Annotated in this window: 22 protein-coding genes; 11 read left to right on the forward strand and 11 right to left on the reverse strand. The window is 68.4% G+C overall.

Going from position 1 to position 17848, the window contains the following annotated elements; translation table 11 throughout:
- The first annotated feature begins 5 nt into the window (after positions 1–5).
- The 3 genes from FRZ32_RS08635 (at position 6) to FRZ32_RS08645 (ending at position 3005) form a co-directional block, all read left to right on the forward strand.
- Complete coding sequence (locus FRZ32_RS08635; RefSeq protein WP_243445235.1) at positions 6–962, forward strand: tyrosine-type recombinase/integrase; 957 nt, start codon at positions 6–8, stop codon at positions 960–962.
- A gap of 420 nt (positions 963–1382) precedes the next feature.
- Positions 1383–2039, forward strand: coding sequence for a PilZ domain-containing protein (locus FRZ32_RS08640; RefSeq protein ID WP_147043126.1), 657 nt, complete (start codon positions 1383–1385; stop codon positions 2037–2039).
- Between the two features lie 132 nt (positions 2040–2171).
- The gene (locus tag FRZ32_RS08645) at positions 2172–3005 is read left to right on the forward strand and encodes a DUF1134 domain-containing protein (protein WP_147043127.1); all 834 of its coding nucleotides are present in this window, start codon (positions 2172–2174) and stop codon (positions 3003–3005) included.
- Between the two features lie 34 nt (positions 3006–3039).
- Here the strand turns inward: FRZ32_RS08645 and FRZ32_RS08650 are convergent, their stop codons facing one another.
- On the reverse strand, positions 3040–3225 hold the full coding sequence (locus FRZ32_RS08650; protein WP_147043128.1) for a hypothetical protein: 186 nt from the start codon (positions 3223–3225) through the stop codon (positions 3040–3042).
- A 192-nt stretch (positions 3226–3417) separates the two neighbouring features.
- On the opposite strand from FRZ32_RS08650, the gene FRZ32_RS08655 reads away from it, so the two are divergent.
- The 4 genes from FRZ32_RS08655 to FRZ32_RS08670 are packed head-to-tail and all read left to right on the forward strand — an operon-like array spanning position 3418 to position 6799.
- Positions 3418–4386 (forward strand): DnaJ C-terminal domain-containing protein, encoded by a 969-nt coding sequence (locus FRZ32_RS08655; RefSeq protein WP_147043129.1) that lies wholly within the window; start codon positions 3418–3420, stop codon positions 4384–4386.
- Between the two features lie 6 nt (positions 4387–4392).
- Positions 4393–5370 carry a YihY/virulence factor BrkB family protein gene (locus tag FRZ32_RS08660; RefSeq protein WP_147043130.1) on the forward strand — a complete coding sequence of 326 codons (978 nt, stop codon included), beginning with the start codon at positions 4393–4395 and terminating at the stop codon, positions 5368–5370.
- On the forward strand, positions 5367–6170 hold the full coding sequence (fabI, locus tag FRZ32_RS08665; RefSeq protein WP_147043131.1) for an enoyl-ACP reductase FabI: 804 nt from the start codon (positions 5367–5369) through the stop codon (positions 6168–6170). Before FRZ32_RS08660 ends, fabI begins: the two co-directional genes overlap by 4 nt.
- Positions 6167–6799 carry a chorismate synthase gene (locus FRZ32_RS08670; RefSeq protein WP_147043132.1) on the forward strand — a complete coding sequence of 211 codons (633 nt, stop codon included), beginning with the start codon at positions 6167–6169 and terminating at the stop codon, positions 6797–6799. Before fabI ends, FRZ32_RS08670 begins: the two co-directional genes overlap by 4 nt.
- A 1-nt stretch (position 6800) precedes the next feature.
- Here FRZ32_RS08670 and FRZ32_RS08675 read toward each other — a convergent pair whose 3' ends face one another.
- Positions 6801–7547: a class I SAM-dependent methyltransferase gene (locus tag FRZ32_RS08675; RefSeq protein ID WP_147043133.1), complete on the reverse strand. Its 747-nt coding sequence runs from the start codon at positions 7545–7547 to the stop codon at positions 6801–6803.
- On the reverse strand, positions 7544–8833 hold the full coding sequence (locus FRZ32_RS08680) for an adenylosuccinate synthase (protein WP_147043134.1): 1290 nt from the start codon (positions 8831–8833) through the stop codon (positions 7544–7546). Before FRZ32_RS08680 ends, FRZ32_RS08675 begins: the two co-directional genes overlap by 4 nt.
- A 158-nt stretch (positions 8834–8991) precedes the next feature.
- Between FRZ32_RS08680 and FRZ32_RS08685 the strand changes: the two genes are divergently transcribed.
- Entirely contained in the window at positions 8992–9339 is a 348-nt protein-coding gene (locus tag FRZ32_RS08685) for a glycine zipper 2TM domain-containing protein (protein ID WP_147043135.1), read from the forward strand.
- Positions 9340–9407: 68 nt separating this feature from the next.
- Here the strand turns inward: FRZ32_RS08685 and FRZ32_RS08690 are convergent, their stop codons facing one another.
- The 6 genes from FRZ32_RS08690 to uvrB all read right to left on the reverse strand — a co-directional run bounded on the left by FRZ32_RS08690 (position 9408) and on the right by uvrB (position 14172).
- Entirely contained in the window at positions 9408–9980 is a 573-nt protein-coding gene (locus tag FRZ32_RS08690) for a hypothetical protein (protein WP_147043136.1), read from the reverse strand.
- 299 nt (positions 9981–10279) lie between these two features.
- Positions 10280–10807, reverse strand: coding sequence for a hypothetical protein (locus FRZ32_RS08695; RefSeq protein ID WP_147043137.1), 528 nt, complete (start codon positions 10805–10807; stop codon positions 10280–10282).
- A complete protein-coding gene (locus FRZ32_RS08700) occupies positions 10804–11421 on the reverse strand; it encodes a hypothetical protein (protein ID WP_147043138.1) in 618 nt (205 codons plus the stop codon). Before FRZ32_RS08700 ends, FRZ32_RS08695 begins: the two co-directional genes overlap by 4 nt.
- Positions 11422–11498: 77 nt before the next feature.
- Complete coding sequence (locus tag FRZ32_RS08705) at positions 11499–11780, reverse strand: DUF3175 domain-containing protein (protein WP_147043139.1); 282 nt, start codon at positions 11778–11780, stop codon at positions 11499–11501.
- 8 nt (positions 11781–11788) lie between these two features.
- The gene (locus tag FRZ32_RS08710; RefSeq protein WP_147043140.1) at positions 11789–11935 is read right to left on the reverse strand and encodes a hypothetical protein; all 147 of its coding nucleotides are present in this window, start codon (positions 11933–11935) and stop codon (positions 11789–11791) included.
- Between the two features lie 38 nt (positions 11936–11973).
- Positions 11974–14172 carry an excinuclease ABC subunit UvrB gene (gene uvrB / locus FRZ32_RS08715; protein ID WP_147043141.1) on the reverse strand — a complete coding sequence of 733 codons (2199 nt, stop codon included), beginning with the start codon at positions 14170–14172 and terminating at the stop codon, positions 11974–11976.
- A gap of 124 nt (positions 14173–14296) precedes the next feature.
- On the opposite strand from uvrB, the gene FRZ32_RS08720 reads away from it, so the two are divergent.
- The 3 genes from FRZ32_RS08720 to FRZ32_RS08730 are packed head-to-tail and all read left to right on the forward strand — an operon-like array spanning position 14297 to position 16275.
- Entirely contained in the window at positions 14297–14833 is a 537-nt protein-coding gene (locus FRZ32_RS08720) for a DUF3617 domain-containing protein (RefSeq protein ID WP_158635883.1), read from the forward strand.
- Positions 14834–15391, forward strand: coding sequence for a DUF3617 domain-containing protein (locus tag FRZ32_RS08725; RefSeq protein WP_147043143.1), 558 nt, complete (start codon positions 14834–14836; stop codon positions 15389–15391).
- Positions 15388–16275 carry a diacylglycerol/lipid kinase family protein gene (locus FRZ32_RS08730; RefSeq protein WP_147043144.1) on the forward strand — a complete coding sequence of 296 codons (888 nt, stop codon included), beginning with the start codon at positions 15388–15390 and terminating at the stop codon, positions 16273–16275. The genes FRZ32_RS08725 and FRZ32_RS08730 overlap by 4 nt, the downstream gene beginning before the upstream one ends.
- Here the strand turns inward: FRZ32_RS08730 and FRZ32_RS08735 are convergent.
- Positions 16253–17386 carry an MBL fold metallo-hydrolase gene (locus FRZ32_RS08735; protein ID WP_158635884.1) on the reverse strand — a complete coding sequence of 378 codons (1134 nt, stop codon included), beginning with the start codon at positions 17384–17386 and terminating at the stop codon, positions 16253–16255. The two genes, FRZ32_RS08730 and FRZ32_RS08735, sit on opposite strands and share 23 nt — an antisense overlap.
- Complete coding sequence (locus tag FRZ32_RS08740; protein ID WP_147043146.1) at positions 17383–17778, reverse strand: hypothetical protein; 396 nt, start codon at positions 17776–17778, stop codon at positions 17383–17385. The genes FRZ32_RS08735 and FRZ32_RS08740 overlap by 4 nt, the downstream gene beginning before the upstream one ends.
- Between the last annotated feature and the right edge of the window lie 70 nt (positions 17779–17848).

Genomic DNA, 17848 nt, shown 5'->3' on the forward strand with positions numbered 1-17848 from the left:
GCCGCTTGAAGGCCCTCAAAGAGCGAGTGGAAGAGACTGCCTATTTCGGCGGCGTCGATCCCGTGACATGGAAGAAGGCCGTGGTCTCATGGGCGAAGGCGTGGACCTCGCTCGGCATCAAGGGCGCGACCGGCAACCGCTATCTGACCAGCATCGCCCAATTGCGGCCGTGGCTTGATCCGAAATCGGTTCATGAAATCGACGCGGGCTTGCTCAAATCCATCGTGGCGGCTCGACGCAAGCTGGTCAGCAACGCGACGGTACGGCGCGACCTGACCGCTATCTCGTCCGTGCTTGGCCATTGCTGCGACGAAGGATGGATCGAAGAGAACCCGGCTCACATGATGGACCGGAGCCGGTTCAAGGAAAAGCTGGTCAAAATCATCCTGCCCCGGCCTGACAGTATCGCGCGGGCCTTCGCGGAACGGTCGCGCTTCATGGACATGGCGGAACTCTCGCTCGAAACCGGGATGCGGCAGGAAGAGGTCGCCAGCCTGGAGCACGATCGGGTGGACCGTAAGCGCATGTCGATCAGCCTGGAGCACACCAAGAGCGGCGTCCGCGAAGTCCCCCTCACCGCGCGCGCCGTCACAATTATCGACCGCCAGCCGCAGTTCCTTCGGTCTCCTTATGTGTTCTGGCGCGGCGACGGTGAGCGTTTCCAGAATGTCGATGCCCAGTTCTACGCCACGATCAAGCGGGTGGCACAAAAGGCGTCACGATCCGGCGCGTCGTTTCGCCGTTTCCGTTTCCACGATCTGCGCCACCTGTTCGCGGTGCTCTACCTCAGGAATCGTCGCGGCACGATCTACGATCTTCAGATGGTGCTCGGGCACAGCTCGGTCACGACGACGGAGCGCTATCTGGATCACCTGACGCCGGAGGAAAAACATTGGGCGACGCACGGGGTGTCACAAAATGCGGCACAGGACGAGCGGTTTGAAGAAGGAAAAGCTGGATAAAATGGCGGAAATCTGCCAATAATCGACTGTCGCAAGAGACGGGCGCGGAGACTTAGCAAACCGCTGGTTTCAGCCACTCACCCACGTCTCCGGGAGGCCGATCGCGAACGCGGCTATATAGGGGGGAATTGCCGGGTTCAACCGGGATAGTCCGGGGAAATTCCCGCCCCCGCAACGCGTGGCCTGCGAAGGGGCGAAGACCGATGGCGTTGCTGCATCCGGGCCGCTGGCGGTTCGCCGATCGCGCCCAGCGCTAAAATCGTGCTGGACTATGCCGTTGACTTATCGACAGGAATTGACGACCAGCATTGTCAGGGGGCACGGCCAAGAAGAACCCCCGAGGCGGGTCGCCTGTCGAGGCGCCCGGGGAATAAGGGGATCGATGATGCGCGTCGCCGAGTTCGGCCTGGCGTGAGCCTGATGACCGATATGCCGACCGAAGAGGGAAGCGAGCAGAGGCGGGGACACCGGTCCAACCTTTTCCTCGCGGCCGTGATCGAGTTCGGCGGGACGGAAAGCCCCATCCGCATCCGAGACCTGTCCTTTGCCGGTGCGCGGTTGGAGGGCCCGGCCTTCCCGCCGATCGGCAGCCGCCTGGTGCTGCGGCGTCAGGACATGAAGATCGAGGCGGTGGTGAGGTGGATCGCGGGCTCCCGCTGCGGCGTCGCCTTCGACGGCCAGATTTCGGTGCCGGACTGGGTGGCTGGCAAGGCGAGCGGCCAATCGGGATTCGGGCAGGCCGAGGTCGACCGGCTCCAGGGCATCGTGCGCTCCGAAGGGGCGTGCGTCGATCCGCCCGAGCCGCCCCCGTCTCCATCCTTCGTTCGCGCGGGCCTCGATGAACGGCTGGCGCAGGAGCTGGCCTATGTCCAGCGCATGCTCGAGGCGGTGAGCGCCGAGCTGGTGCGCGACGCGGGCATCGTCGCCCGTCACGGCCGCGCGCTCCAGGGCTTCGACCTCGCCGACCAGATTCTCGGGCACATCGCCGCGGTGATCAAGGCCGAGGACCGCGAGGCCGCCATCCGGGCGATCGGGATGGAGGAATTGCGCGCGCGGCTGCTTCGCAAGTCGCTCTAGGCTTTCGCGCCCTGTCCGTGCCGCCGACTCGCTTGGGCGCGGGATGGACTCGCTTCACCGCCCGTTCATTGCGGGGAAAGCCCTGACAGCATTAACCTTTCCTCCCGAAGGAGTGTGGGTGGGGAAATGGAAATGCTGAAGTCGATCCGGATCATCGCCGCCGCCGCGCTGGCGGTCGCGCCTGCCGTCGCGCCGGCCCAGGCGGTCGATCCCTATCAGGCGCACGCGGCCCGCACCCAGCAACAGACGACGTCTGACTGGCCCGATCCCTATGCGGCGCAAACCCAGTCTCCGCCCGCAACGGGTTCCGAATGGGTGCCGGTCGATTCCGGCCAGGCGCCGGCTCAGGACGATTGGTCGCAGGGCACCGACCCCTATCGCTCGCGAAATGACGGCCAGCCGGACAGCGACTATGGCACTGGCTATGACTCCGGCCGCGGGCGCGCCGGCGATCAGGTCGCGCGCCGGACGATGGAGCGTGAATCGACCGTCCCGCGCCGCGACGTGTTCAACGCCGCCGAGGGCGTGTTCGGCCGCGGCGCCCAGGGCCTCGGCACCCTGCTCGAGCGCATTCTGCGGGAGCAGGGCGAGCCGACCGCCTATATCGCGGGATCGGAAGCCGGCGGCGCGTTCGTCTTCGGCCTGCGCTACGGCTCGGGCATCATGCACCATCAGATCGAGGGCGACCGGACGGTCTACTGGACCGGCCCCTCGCTCGGCTTCGATGCCGGGGCCGATGCGAACAAGGTCTTCGTGCTGGTCTACAACCTCCACGACAGCCAGGACCTGTTCAAGCGCTTCCCGGCCGGCGAGGGCCATGCCTATTTCGTCGGCGGCTTCAGCGCGCAATATATGCGCCACGGCGATATCGTTCTGATCCCCATCCGGCTCGGCGTCGGCCTTCGGCTCGGCATCAACGCGGGATATATGCGCTTTTCGGAACGCAATCGCTGGCTGCCCTTCTGATCCCGGCGGGCATGCCGCCGCGTTCGCGCGCGGGCTATTCTCCTCTGTCCTGCGCCATGCGCGCGAGGTCCGCCTCGACATAGCTGCGGGTGCCGTCCGTCACTTCGGGCTCGATGCCATAAGTATCGCGCATCTCGCGCAGTCGCGCGAGCGCGCGGCGGGGGCCGGAGGCGATCTGGCTCTTTGGCCCGACCTTGGTTGTGACGGTGATCCTGAACATGCCGGCCTCCTGCGTTCCGGAGGCGGGGCAACGCGGCGGCCGCCGTGCCGGTTCCACGGCCCGGCAAGGGTGCCGGCGCGGCGCCCGGAACACGCATCGGCAACTTGCACGAAGGGCGTTCGCTTCCCAGTTTGACCGCTGTTGCAATGGGGCAACAGTGGACTTTTGGCGACGGCTGGAGAAGGAACCGGCATGGCCGATCTCTATGCGACCCTCGGCGTTGCGCGCGGCGCGAGCGAGGCGGACATCAAGAAAGCGTATCGCAAGCTCGCCAAGGAGCTGCATCCGGACCGCAACAAGGACAAGCCGGACGCGTCCGCGCGCTTTTCAAAGGTCACGCAGGCCTATGACATCCTGACCGACAAGGACAAGCGCGCCCAATATGACCGGGGCGAGATCGACGACGAAGGCAATCCGCGCGCGCCCTTCGGCTTCGGCGCGGGCGGCGCGGCCGGATCGGGCGGCCCCTTTCGTGGCAACCCGTTCGGCGATGCCAATGGCGAAGCGCATTTCCAAGGCGCCGAGGCGGGCGACCTTTCCGATCTGTTCGAGGGACTGTTTGGCGGGCTCGGGCGGCGCAGCGGCGGCGGTGGCGGCCCGTTCGGCGGCTTCGGCCGGCGCAGCGCGCCGCCGCAGAAGGGCGCCGATGCCGCCTATCGGCTCGAAGTGCCGTTCGAGGATGCGGCCCTGCTCAAGGGTCAGCGGGTTACGCTCGCGGGCGGCCGCACGCTGGACATCAAGCTGCCGCGCGGCGTTGAGGACGGCACCAAGATCCGCCTCGCCGGCCAGGGCCAGCCCGGGCCCGGAGGCAATGGCGACGCGATCGTCACCATCGCCATCGGCCGGCACCGCTTTTTCAGCCGCGACGGCGACAATATCCGGCTCGATCTGCCGATCGCGCTCGACGAGGCGGTGCTGGGCGCCAAGGTACGCGTGCCGACCGTCGACGGGCCGGTCATGCTGTCCATTCCCAAGGGTTCGAGCTCGGGCAAGGTGCTTCGGCTCAAGGGCCGGGGGTTCACCGGGAAGAGCGGCGCGCGCGGCGATCAGCTGGTGACGTTGATGGTGGACGTGCCGGCCGACGATGCCGAGCTTGCGGCCTTCCTCGAAAGCTGGGGCGGCAAGGGGAAGGGCAACCCGCGGGCCGCGCTGGGCGTCTAGCCTCGCATGCGTGACATTTCCCCGGAATCGCCGGAAGCCCGCCGCGTCCGCCGATCGAGCGCGATGACGACCCTGCGGGCGCGGGTCGGCAAGGGATCACGCTTCCGCGAGGTGGTGAAGCGGGTCGCGGTCGGCGTCTATTCGGACGGCTTCATCCATGCCGGCAACCTCGCCTATCTCGCCTTGCTGTCGATCTTCCCGTTCGTCATTGTCGCGGCCGCGATCGCGCATCTCTTCGGGCAGAGCGAGGAGGGGATGAACGCGGTGGCGGCGCTGCTCCAGACGATGCCGTGGAGCGTGCGGCGCGTGCTCGAGCAGCCGATGCACGACATCATCGAGGCGCGATCGGGAAGCCTGTTGTGGCTGGGAGCCCTGGTCGGCCTGTGGACGACGGTGAGCTTCATCGAAACGATCCGCGACATCTTGCGCCGCGCCTACGGCGTCAGCTTCAGCCGCGCCTTCTGGGAATATCGGCTGGGCTCCGCCGGGATCATCATCGCCGCGGTGATCGTGTCGATGACCGCCTTCGCGCTGTCGGTCGCCCTGTCGAGCGCGCAGCAGCTGGTGGTGGCGCGAATCCCGGGCGCGGAGGATGTCATATCGGCGCTGACGTGGCTTCGCGTCGCGCCGGCGCTGATCCTGTTCGGGTCGCTCTACATCCTCTTCTATGCGCTGACGCCGGCCACGTATCGCGTGTCGAAATGTCCGAAATGGCCGGGCGCGCTCTTCGTCGCCTTCTGGTGGATCGCGACCACCGCGCTGCTGCCGGTCGTGCTCGGCCACCTCACCAATTATGGCCTGACCTATGGCAGCCTCGCCGGCGTGATCGTCTCGCTCTTCTTTTTCTTCCTCATCGGCCTGGGGCTCGTGATCGGGGCCGAGCTGAATGCGGCGCTTGCCGAGTCGCCTTCATCGGGCCAAGAGGGAAACGGCGCGGCCGGGGAGACGGACGCGAGGCCGCCGACAATACAGGAGGATCAATGACCGGCCTGATGACGGGAAAGCGGGGACTCATCATGGGGCTCGCCAATGACCGCTCGCTCGCCTGGGGGATTGCGAAGCAGCTGCACGAGCAGGGCGCGGAGCTGGCGTTCAGCTACCAGGGGGAGGCGCTGCAGAAGCGCGTCGCGCCGCTCGCCGCGGACCTTGGTTCGGATTTCCTGATCGACTGCGACGTTTCGGACATGGCGGCGCTCGATGCGGCGTTCGAAACGCTGAAGGCGCGCTGGCCGACCATCGATTTCGTCGTCCATGCGATCGGCTTTTCCGACAAGAACGAGCTTCGTGGCCTCTATGTCGATACCAGCCTCGATAATTTCCTGCTGACGATGAACATCTCCGCCTACAGCTTCGTCGCGGTGGCGCAGCGGGCGCGGGCGATGATGCCGGAGGGCGGGAGCCTGCTCACCCTCACCTATTACGGCGCCGAGAAGGTGATCCCGCATTATAACGTGATGGGCGTCGCCAAGGCGGCGCTCGAAACCAGCGTCAAATATCTCGCGATGGACCTTGGGCCGGGGAAGATCCGCGTCAACGCGATCTCGGCCGGGCCGATCAAGACGCTTGCCGCGAGCGGGATCGGCGATTTCCGCTACATCATGAAGTGGAACGAATATAATTCGCCGCTGCGCCGCAACGTCACGATCGAGGATGTCGGCGGCGCGGGCCTCTATCTGCTCTCGGACCTTTCGGCGGGCGTCACCGGCGAGATCCACCATGTCGATGCCGGTTATAACGTGATCGGCATGAAGGCCGAGGACGCACCCGACATCACGGTCGCGTGAGCGCGGGTCCGCACGGCCATGTCCTGCGCTGGTCGCTCTGGGCCGGCGAGGAGGGGGGCGGCGCGCTGATCGACGGCTGTCCGCCGGGCATCGGGCTTGACGAGGAGGCGGTCGGCGCGCGGCTCCTGTCGGGCCTGTTCGAGGGGCGCACCACCGGGACTCCGATCGCGCTGGTGGCCGGCGATCGCGATCGCGCGTTGCTGGCCGCCGGCGCGGTGGCGGGAAAGGTGATCGACGGCGTCGCGATCAGCACCGTGATCGACGGCGACGACGTGCGCTGTGTCGGCGAAGGCGTTCCGGTCGGCTGGGGCGCGCCGGTCTATGCCCGTCTCGACGCCGAACTTGCCCGCGCGATCGGCGAGCTCGACGGGGTGCGCCGGATCGAGATCGGCGACGGCTTCGCGGCGGCGCGGTTGACCGGGGCCGCGAATGCCGATGCGATGCGCGCCGGGCCGGAATTCCGCGCCAACCATGCCGGCGGCATTCTCGGCGGGATTTCCAGCGGCCAACCGCTGCTCGTTCGCGTCGGCTTCGACGCGCCGGGCGAGCATTCGGCGGCGCTCGTCGCGGCGTCGGTCGCGCTGGTCCTCGCCGATCAGAAACTGCTGCACCGCGCCCAATGCGGCTGAACTAGGCGCGTTTCAGACCGATCAGCGTGCCCTTGGTGCCGCGCGTGTCCAGAGTGAAATCAAACTCCGGGTGGAGCTGGCGCCAGCGCCGGGCGATCATTCGTTCCCCGGGCCGGGCCCCATCGTCCAGCATCACCGCCCCGCCCGGCGCGATCCGCCCCAGCAGCGTTTCGGCGGCGCCGCGGGTGAACGGGTGAATTGTCCATGGCGGCCCGTCGACGACGAGCAGATCGATCCCGCAGGGAAGCGGCCCGTGATCGTACCACAGGCCCGGCCACCCATGCGGCGACGGCGCCAGCGGCACGGCGCGCAGATCGGCCGCGAGAGCGTGATCGGCGAGCCAGCGCCCCGTCGCGTCGACGAAATCGGCATGCTGGTCGAAGCTCGTCAGCATGCCGCCGCCGGCAAGATCGAGCGCGCGGGCGAGGACGAGCGTCGAGGCGCCCATCCCGAATTCGACGACAACCTTCGGTCGGCGTTCCAGAACATGATCGACCAGCAAGGTGAGGAGGCCGACATCGGCCTTCCAGCTGCCGAGATGGGGAAGTGCGTCCTGTGGCAGATCGAGCCGCGCCAGCAGGTCGCGCTTGTCGGCGCGCCGGCCGCCGCGAAGGCTCTTGGCCAGCCACGGCCACTGGATCGCGCCGAACGCCGCGACCGCGAGCCGATCGGACAATCCGCGCACATAGTCGCCGGTGATGATCGCGTCGGCACGGGCAAGTATGCCGGTGGCCTCGCGGGTCGTCATAAGGCGAACGGGTCTCTCACCAGGATCGTGTCCTCGCGTTCCGGGCTGGTCGAGACGAGAGCGACGGGGCAGGCGATCAGTTCCTCCACTCGCCTGATATATTTAATCGCCTGGGCGGGAAGCTGGGCCCAGCTGCGCGCGCCGGCGGTCGAATCCTGCCAGCCCGGCATCGTTTCGTAGATCGGCGTCGCCGCCGCCTGGTCGGCGGAATGCGCGGGGAGATGATCGAAGCGGGCCCCGTTCACGTCATAGCCGGTGCAGATGCGAATCTCCTCCAGCCCGTCGAGCACGTCGAGCTTGGTGAGCGCGATGCCGGTGACGCCGGCGACCGCGCAGGATTGCCGGACGAGCGCCGCGTCGAACCAGCCGCAACGGCGCTTGCGCCCCGTCACCGTGCCGAATTCGCGGCCGCGCTCGCCGAGCCGCTGGCCGATCGCATCGTCGAGCTCGGTCGGGAAGGGGCCGGAGCCGACCCGCGTCGTATAGGCCTTGACGATACCCAGCACGAAGCCGGCCGCGCCGGGGCCGAGCCCGGTGCCCGCCGCGGCCGTGCCGGCGACCGTGTTGGACGATGTGACGAACGGATAGGTGCCGTGATCGACATCGAGGAGGACGCCTTGCGCCCCTTCGAACAGGATCCGGCGGCCGCGCTGCCGCGCCTCGTTCAGCGTCTTCCAGACCGGCCCGGCGAACTGGAGGACGAAATCGGCGATCCCGCCGAGCTCGCGCTCCAGCGCCTCGCGGTCGATCGGCGGTTCGCCGAAGCCGGCGCGCAGCGCATCGTGATGGGCGCACAGCCGGTCGAGTTGCGGGCCGAGCTCGCCCAGATGCGCGAGGTCACACACGCGGATCGCGCGGCGCCCCACCTTGTCCTCATAGGCCGGGCCGATGCCCCGGCGGGTCGTCCCGATCTTGCCCTTGCCGCTCGCATCCTCGCGCAGCGCGTCGAGATCGCGGTGAATGGGGAGGATCAGCGGGCAGGTGTCGGCGATCCGCAGCGTTTCGGGGCCCACGGACACGCCTTGGCCGGCGAGCGTCTCGACCTCTGCCTTCAGCGCCCAGGGATCGAGCACCACCCCGTTGCCGATGACCGAAAGCGTGCCGCGGACGATCCCGGAGGGGAGCAGGGACAATTTATACGTCTTGCCGTCGACGACGAGCGTGTGCCCGGCATTGTGCCCGCCCTGGAACCGGACGACGAGATCGGCGCGGCTGGCGAGCCAGTCGACGATCTTGCCCTTGCCCTCGTCGCCCCATTGGCCCCCGATGACCGTTACGTTCGCCAAGGCGCTTCAACTCCTCGAAAGTGCGGGCCGGCTCTAATTGCCCTCGCCCCCCGGGTCCAGTCTTGCGCTCGGGTGACCGGATCGTTGTTTTGGGTTAATGAAACAAAGTCTAAGCCGCGCTCGTTCAACGCCAGGACCTTGTTCGAGGAGGGAAAATCATGCGTAAGATCGTTCTCGCTCTTTCGGCCGCCGCGGCGGTCGTGCCGGCCACGGTGCTCACGACGGCACCGGCCGACGCCCAGCGTCATCACAGCCGCTATGCCCGCTATTACGACCGCCACGGCTATTATAACGGCCCGGCCTGGCGTGGCCGCGACGGCCGCTATTATTGCCGCCGTTCCAACGGCACGACCGGCCTTCTGATCGGCGGTGCCGCCGGCGCGCTGATCGGCCGCTCGGTCGATGGCGGCCGCGATCGGACCGCCGGCACCGTGATCGGCGCCGCGGCGGGCGCGCTGCTCGGCCGCGAAGTGGATCGCAGCGGGAGCCGCCGCCGCTGCCGCTAAGCGGGTTCCCGCAGGCAATAAGAAGGGGCGCCGATCGGCGCCCCTTTTTTTGGCGATCTGTCCGGGTCCTAGTTCCTGGGCTTGCGCGTGCGCGGCGTGGCCGGCTTTTTCGCGGCGCCGGCCTTGCTGCGCGACGCCGCCGGTTTGGCGGCTTTCCGCGTGGTCCCCTTGGCCGGAGCCGATGCCGCGCGGGCCGGCGCCGATTTCGCGCGGGCCGGCGCGGCCGTACCGCCATCGGCAGCCGTCGTGCCGCCGGTCTCGCCCATCATCCGGCGGACCGCGTCGGTCGCCGCATTGATCATCGCGGCGCCGATCTTGCTCGCGCTCTCGGCCGCCGCGTCGGCCGCGGCCTCGGCGGCGTCCTGGGCCTGGCGGGCGCTGCGCCGTGCGGATTCGCGGACCGTCTTGTTCGCCGCGAGCGCCGCCGCTGCGGTCACGAGGCCAGCGGCGAGCAGGCTCCGCGCGACCGGATTCTGGGCCAGCTCGGCGGCCTTGCGCCCGGCTTCGCGCAGGGCGTCGGGAATGGCATCGGCCGCCGAACGTGTCGTTTCCTCTTTTCCGGACGAATTCTTGGCCATGACTTCCTCCTTGGATTTCGTACCCTTTGCGTAACAGACACGCGAGGGCGCGAACAGTTCCATCCGGCACGCCGTCGCCACCGCCCAGACAGGCGAAAGGCCGCCGGGCGGGTGCCCGACGGCCTCTCGACATGGTCAGCGGCCGGAAGCCTCCAGCCCGGAAGACCTTGAAAAGCTTACGCCTTCATCTCCCGAACGGACTTGACCGACCTCTCTGCTGAACCATGAGACATCGGATCACCTCCTTTCGCTATGTTGAACTCAATTCGAATATGAGTCGTGGCGAATCGGCGATCAAGTCTTGATCTCTTTTTTTTCGCGGCTAGGATTCCATGCTTCGCGCCGCCCCTCCGGGCGGCTTTTCATGCGCCGCCGCGGCAATCCTCGACGACGCGCGCCAGTTCCGGCCAGGCGGGCACGTAGAGCGGCGCGGCGCCGCCGCCACGCACCATGAATCGGCCGCGGCTGAACGCCATCTGGTCGAGCAGGGGGTCGCCGGCAGACAAGGTCGCGACCGCGCTCGAGCCCTGCGTCTCCGCGCGCAGGGTGCGCTCGCCGAACGTCGTGGTGATCGTGAGCGGCTGGCCGCCCGCGGAGCCGCTGCGGGTCAGCGCGACGCCGCCACCGTCGCAGCGTAGCGCGAGGCTCGGCGCGCCCGCCGGGCCGAAATAGGCGAGCGACCGGCCGTCATTGTCGTAACGCCACTCGCCGGGGCTGATCGCCGCGTCGCGCCAGTCGACGCTCGGCGGCGGCGCGGCCGGTGCCTCCGGTTGCGGGGCGGGAGCGGGCGGCGGGGTTGGCGGCGCCGGGGCCGGCGCGGGCGGGCGCGGCACGCAGGCCGAAAGCAGCGCCGCGACGCCGGCGGCGAGGAGACCGATGCGCCGCGTCACTGGGCGTTCTGCGCGGCCGGAGCCGTCTGGTTCACCGGCGCCGGCGCGGCGACATTGACGGAAATGTCCGCCCCGTCCTCGTCATCCGCGCGCACATTGGCGCAGCCATTCACGTAGGTCGTGATCGACGGCGAGGCCGGCAGGACAAGCGGCGGCGAATCCCCGACCCGCACGACCAGTGGCCCGGTGTTGCGGGCGAGCTGGCCGACCAGCGGATCCTGCGGCATGATCGCGGCGCGAAGCAGCGGTGTCGCGCCGCCCACCGAAACGACCGCCAGACGGCGCGTCTCGCTCCCCATCGTCAGCATCATCATCGGCAGGTCCCCCGTCGGGGCGGCGCCGTGCCGCTGGAGGAAGAGGCCGCGCCGCCCATCGCAGCGGAGGCTGAACACCGGCGTCGCTCCGGCCGGCCCGAATTCAAGGACATTGGCATCGTCCTGGACGGATGCGCGCCATTCGCCGAGCGCCACCCCGCCGTCATCTTCCTCCGGGGTGCGGACATGCTCGACGGTGCGGGCCTCGTCATTGTCCTCGGCAAGCACGTTCGCATCTTCCGATCGCGCGCAGGCGGCGAGGAGGAGAAAGGCGAAAAGGGCGGCGCGTCTGGCGGCCATGCGTGGCTCCCGGGATACTGGCGATCGGGGCCACCGTGGCGGAGTGGGCGCGGCCTTTCAAGAGCGGAAGAACCCGGTCAATCGCGACCGAAGGCGGCGCGAAGCTCGCCCTTGGCCGCCTCCAGGACCTTGCGCCGATGGGCGGAGAGGCCGTCGCCGGCACGGTTGATGTAGAAGGTCAGCATCGACATGGCTGACTGGTAGGGGCTGCTCTTGCGCCGCTTGCTCTGCTCCGCCGACCTCTTCAGCGACTGCGCGATCGACTTGGGATCGTCGCGCGTGAACACGTCCTCCTCGAGGTCGAGCGCATTGGAATGTTCGGTCACGTCCTGCGACCATCTCTTCGCATCGGTCGGCATCACGATCCTCAGTGGCGCTTGAAATACTGGACCTCGCGCTCATGCTTCTCGGCCGCCGCGCGCGTCTCGAACGTGCCGAGGTTGCGGCGCTTGCCGGTCTTCGGGTCCTTCTTGCGCGAATAGAGTCGCCAGCCGGATTTGAGCTTGCGGATCATGGGGAAGGAACGGTCGGTTCGCCGCCCCGTTCCTCAGCTCATCGCGGCCGCCTCCCGCCCATCCGCATCTGGCGGGTCTTGCCGTAGCGAGTCTTGCGGGTGCCGGGCTTGCCCTCGTTGGAATGACCGACGACCGGCGCGCGGCTCTGTTCGGTGGCGAGGCCGAGTTCGCCCGCTTCGAGCCGGCGGATTTCGTCGCGAAGGCGGGCCGCTTCCTCGAATTCGAGATCGCCGGCGGCCTTGCGCATCCGGCCTTCGAGCTCCTGGATATAGGCGCGCAGATTGTGGCCGACGAGGTGCGGTGCGTCCTCGTCGCCAGTGTCGATCGTCACGCTGTCGCGGTTGGAAACGTCGGCGAGGATGTCGGCGATGTTGCGCTTGATCGTCGTCGGGGTGATGCCGTGCTCGGCGTTATACGCCTCCTGCTTCTCGCGGCGGCGGTTGGTCTCGTTGAGCGCGCGCTCGATCGAGCCGGTGATCGTGTCCGCGTAGAGGATCACCTTGCCCTCGACATTGCGGGCGGCGCGGCCGATCGTCTGGATGAGGCTGGTTTCCGAGCGAAGGAATCCCTCCTTGTCGGCATCGAGGATCGCGACCAGTCCGCATTCGGGGATGTCGAGGCCCTCGCGCAGCAGGTTGATGCCGACGAGCACGTCATAGACGCCGAGCCTCAGGTCGCGGATCAGCTCGATCCGCTCCAGCGTCTCGACGTCGCTGTGCATGTAGCGCACGCGAAGCCCCGCCTCATGGAGGAACTCGGTCAGATCCTCCGCCATCCGCTTGGTGAGCGTGGTGACGAGCGTCCGATAGCCCTTGGCGGCGGTCGCCTTCGCCTCGGCGATGAGATCGTCGACCTGGTCCTCGACAGGCCTGATCTCGACCGGTGGATCGATGAGCCCGGTGGGGCGGATCACCTGCTCGACGAAGACGCCCGAGGCCTGCTCCATCTCCCACGGGCCCGGCGTCGCCGAAACCGCGACCGTCTGCGGGCGCATCACGTCCCATTCGTTGAAGCGGAGCGGCCGGTTGTCGATGCAGCTCGGCAGCCGGAAGCCATATTCGGCGAGCGTGATCTTGCGGCGATGGTCGCCGCGCGCCATCGCGCCGATCTGCGGCACGGTCTGATGGCTCTCGTCGACGAACAACAGGGCGTTGTCGGGGAGATATTCGAACAGGGTCGGCGGCGGCTCGCCGGGCAGGCGCCCGGTGAGGAAGCGCGAGTAATTCTCGATGCCGGCGCACGATCCGGTGGCGGCGATCATCTCGAGGTCGAAATTGGTGCGCTGCTCAAGCCGCTGCGCCTCCAGCAGCCGGCCCTCCGCCGTCAGCTCCTTCAGGCGCTCCTGAAGCTCGAAGCGGATCGCCTCCATCGCCTGCTTCAGCGTCGGGCCCGGCGTCACATAGTGCGAGTTCGCATAGACGCGGATGTAATCCAGGCTGGCCGACTTCTTGCCGGTCAGCGGATCGAATTCGACGATCTCCTCGATCTCGTCGCCGAAGAAGGAGACGCGCCAGGCGCTGTCCTCATAGTGAGAAGGAAAAATCTCGAGATTGTCGCCCTTCACCCGGAAATTGCCGCGCGCAAAGCCCTGGTCGTTGCGCTTGTACTGGAGCGCGACGAGCTTGCGGACGATCTCGCGCTGATCGACGCTCTGGCCCTTCTTGAGGTCGAAGATCATCGCCGAATAGGTTTCGACCGATCCGATGCCGTAGAGGCAGGAGACCGAGGCGACGATGATGACGTCGTCGCGCTCCAGCAGGGCGCGGGTCGCCGAATGGCGCATCCGGTCGATCGCCTCGTTCACCGAGCTTTCCTTCTCGATGTAGGTGTCCGACCGGGGCACATAGGCCTCGGGCTGGTAATAATCGTAATAGCTGACGAAATATTCGACCGCATTGTCGGGGAAGAAGCTCTTGAACTCCCCGTAGAGCTGGGCGGCGAGGATCTTGTTGGGGGCGAGGATCAGCGCCGGGCGCTGCAGCTCCTCGATCACCTTCGCCATCGTGAAGGTCTTGCCCGATCCGGTGACGCCGAGCAGCACCTGGGTCCGCTCGTCGGCCCGCACCTGATCGACCAGCTCGGCGATCGCCGCGGGCTGGTCGCCGGAGGGCTGGTAATCGGATACGACGCGGAACGCCTTGCCCCCTTCGACCTTGTCGGGGCGCTGCGGCCGATGGGGGACGAAGGCCGCGCCGGTCTCCGGTTCGTCGAGGCTGGTGCGAATCTGAATGGCCACGTTCCCGATATGGTCACGCCACGGCTCCGGCGCAACGGCCGAGGCTGCGCGGCAATCGCCCCACTGGCGTTCGCCCGCCGGCGGGTCTAGCCTCCCGCGCACTCATAAAGGGGGAGGGATGAACATGCGTGGACTTGCATTCCTGTCGCTGCTGGCGCTGGCCGGCTGCGGCGATAATGGCGCGGCGGTCCAGAACGAGGCGCCGGCCGAGGCGGCGACGATCGCCGCCGGCCAGTGGACTCTCGAGACCGAGGTCACACAATTCGCCAAGACCGACAACGGAACGCCGCGGATCGACACGCCGGTCGGCACCCGTGCGACGGAGACGGTCTGCGTCGGCGCCGGCGGAACGCCGCCGCCCGCGCTGTTCGGCGGCGAGGGCAATGACTGTCACGGCGACAGCATCTATGCGCGCAACGGGCGGCTCAGCGTGCAGATGACCTGCACCCGCCACGGCCTGTCGGGCAATGTCCTGATCGGAGCGAACGGGACGTTCACCGACGGTCAGATCGAATATGACCGCGACGTGCGGACCAATCTCGTGACCGATGGCGACGTGATGATGACCGTCCACGTCACCGGGCGTCGCTCGGGGGCCTGCACCGCCGACACCGACGCCGGTGGCAATGCCAGCGCTGCCGCCGGCGACCATGCGGGCTGAGTGACCGGGCGGGCGGCGCTTTTCCCTGGCCTGGCCGCGCTCGCGCTGGCGATCGCGGGCTGCCGGGGAGAGGCGCCGCCGCGCGAGATGAGCCGGACTGAGGTGGCGGCCGTGCTCGCCGGCCTGCGCGTCGCGCCCGGGCTTTGGGAGGTGCGCAGCGCCGTCGTGGATGCGGCCGGGGCGAATCTTCCGGTGGAGGCTCGGCGGGGGATGATCGGGCCGCGCCCGACGCTGCGCCATTGCATCACGCCGGCGGAGGCGGCGCGCCCGGCCGCGCGCTTCCTCGGCCAGCCGGCCCGACCCGGCTGTGCCTGGCGCGGCTTCGCGCTGGCGGGAGAGCGGCTGCGCGGGACGACCGTCTGCCCGGGCGTCACGACGCGGATGGCCGGCCGCTACCGTCCCGACGGATTCGATTCGCGGATGGAGATCGATCGGGCGATGCCGGACGGGGCCGTCCTGACGCTGACGATTGCGAGCCGGGGGCGGCGGATCGGCGCCTGCCCGGAACAAAGGCCGGCGCCGGCCGCTGAAGCCGCGATGGAGGTGCGGCCGGGGTGAATATCCGGGTGATCGTGAACCGTGGCGGCGGCTCGGCCGGCGAGGAGGCGGCCGATCGGCTGCGGGCGCTCTTCGCGGCGGCGAGCGTCACCGCCGATATCGCTGTCGTCGCGCCGGACGAACTGGCCGATCTGTGCGCCGAGGCGGCCAAGGCGACCGGCCTGGACCTGGTCGCGGTGGCGGGCGGCGATGGCACGCTCGGCACCGCCGCCGCGGCGCTTGCCGGCACCGGCCGGCCACTCGGCATTCTTCCGCTGGGGACGCTCAATCATTTCGCGCGCGACGCCGGAATCCCCACCGATCTCGAGGGCGCGGTCGATGCGATCGCGAACGGCGTGCCGCGCCGGGTCGACATCGCCGAGGTCAACGGCAAGGTCTTCGTCAACAACAGCTCGGTCGGCCTCTATCCGCACATGGTCCGGCTGCGCGAGGCGCAGCAGGCGGGCGGGCGATCGAAGCGGCTCGCAATGCTCTCGGCGAGCCTCGCCACCCTGCGATCGTTCCGCAAGCATCGCCTCAGAATCCGCGCGCCGGGGCTTGAGGCGCCGATCGAGACGCCTTTGCTGTTCGTCGGCAACAATCGCTATCAGGTGAACCTGTTCGGCCTCGGCCAGCGTGAGGCGATCGACCAGGGGGAATTGTGCCTTTACGCCGTGCGCGCCCATAATCGCGGCCGGCTCCTGTGGGCCGGCCTGCGCGGGATTTTCGGCCGGCTCGACCAGCAGCGCGATTTCGTCACCGCTTATGTGACCGAAGCGGAAATCGCGTCCGATCGCGCCCGGCTCGGCGTCGCGACGGACGGCGAGCAGCAATGGATGGAAACGCCGCTCGTCTATCGCGTCAGGCCGGGGGCGCTGACGATCATGGTGCCGGCGGAACGCTGAATGTCTGGCCCGCCTCGGGGGCGATGAAGCGATCGGCGGGGATTGCCTGCTCACGGGCAAGCGCGGCGATCGCCTGGCGCGGCGCGTCGATCGGCTCGAAGCTCAGCTGGAACGTGCCCCAGTGGACGCCGATCGCGCGCGTCGGGTTCAGCGTCCGGAAAATGCGGAAGGCCTCCTGCGGATTGACATGGTTGGTGTGCATGACGGCCTCGGGCTGCCAGGCACCGATCGGGATGATCGCGAGCCGGAAGGGGCCGTGCGCGGCGGCCTGCCGCACCCAGGCGCCGTCGCCCCAGGCGGTGTCCCCGGCGAAGAAGATCTTGCCCGCCGGCGTCTCGATCGTGAACCCGGACCAGAGCGCGCGGCTGCGATCGGCGAGCCAGCGCGAGCTCCAGTGGTGGACCCGTTCCACCGTCACCGCATAGGCTTCGCCACATTGCCACGCCCCGCCCTCGCAGGTCGGGTGGCCCGCGACCATGCCGCCGTCCCTTCGCTGGATGAAGCGGCCGCCCCAATCGAAGGCGAGCGCCGGGATGCCGTTGCGCCGCAGGATGGTGTCGTTGCCGAGGCTGGTGACGATCCGCGGCCGATCGCGCTCCCACAGCCGCTTCAGCGTCGCGATGTCCATATGGTCATAATGGTCGTGGCTGATGACGACGAGGTCGATCTTGGGCAGGTCGTCGAAACGGACGCCCGGTTCGCGCACGCGCTTCGGCCCGATGAAGGAGAATGGGGAGGCGCGCTCCGACCAGACCGGATCGGTGAGGATGTTGAGCCCCGCCGTCTGCACCAGCACGGTCGAATGGCCGATCCAGGTGACGCGCATGTCGTTGCCGGTCACGCGCCGGGCCGGGACGACGGGATGGACGGGAACCTGGGCCGGCCAGGGCGCGCGGTCGCGTCCGGCGAGCCAGCGCGTGATCGCGCCGGACGGTCGCGAGATCATGGCGTCGGCATCGGGATTGAAGAAACGCTGGCCGTCAAAATGATCGCTGATCGGCCCGCGATAATAGATGCGATCGAGAAATGGCGGGACGAGCGTCGGCGCGAAGCAGAGCGCGACAAGGACGAAGAGCAGGCCTGTCCCGAGCCAGCGGAGCGCCCGCTTCATCGCGACAGCGAGAATCCCGCGGGCGCCCGGTCTTCGGAATGTTCTTCGTGATACATGTCGAAGACGAGCCTGGCCTCGCTGCCGGCGCATCGGACGGGGTAGACCCGGGTGACCGTGCCATAGCCGCCGGTGCCGCCATCGCTGTGCGGCCCGATCTGGGGCGTGCTTCCGTCGGGGCAGCGCAGCCGGCCGAGATAGGCATGCTCGCCTTCCGGGCCGCCGACACGGATCGGGTTGGCGAGGGTGCCGAGCGGATGCTGCTCGGCCGCGCGGATCGCCGCCAGTTCCTCGTCCTCCGGGCTGTCGCGATTGACCTGGCCCAGCATCTGTTCGGGCGTGGTCGCCTGCGGCGCGTGGGGCAGGGCGGCGGCGATCAGAAGGGCGATGAACATGGGGGGACTCCGGACGGGTTGGCCGCCATTTAGGGACCGGGCCCCGGCCGGCACAAGCCGCGATGCGCCG

Source organism: Sphingosinicella ginsenosidimutans, from assembly GCF_007995055.1.
GTDB classification, from domain to species: domain Bacteria; phylum Pseudomonadota; class Alphaproteobacteria; order Sphingomonadales; family Sphingomonadaceae; genus Allosphingosinicella; species Allosphingosinicella ginsenosidimutans.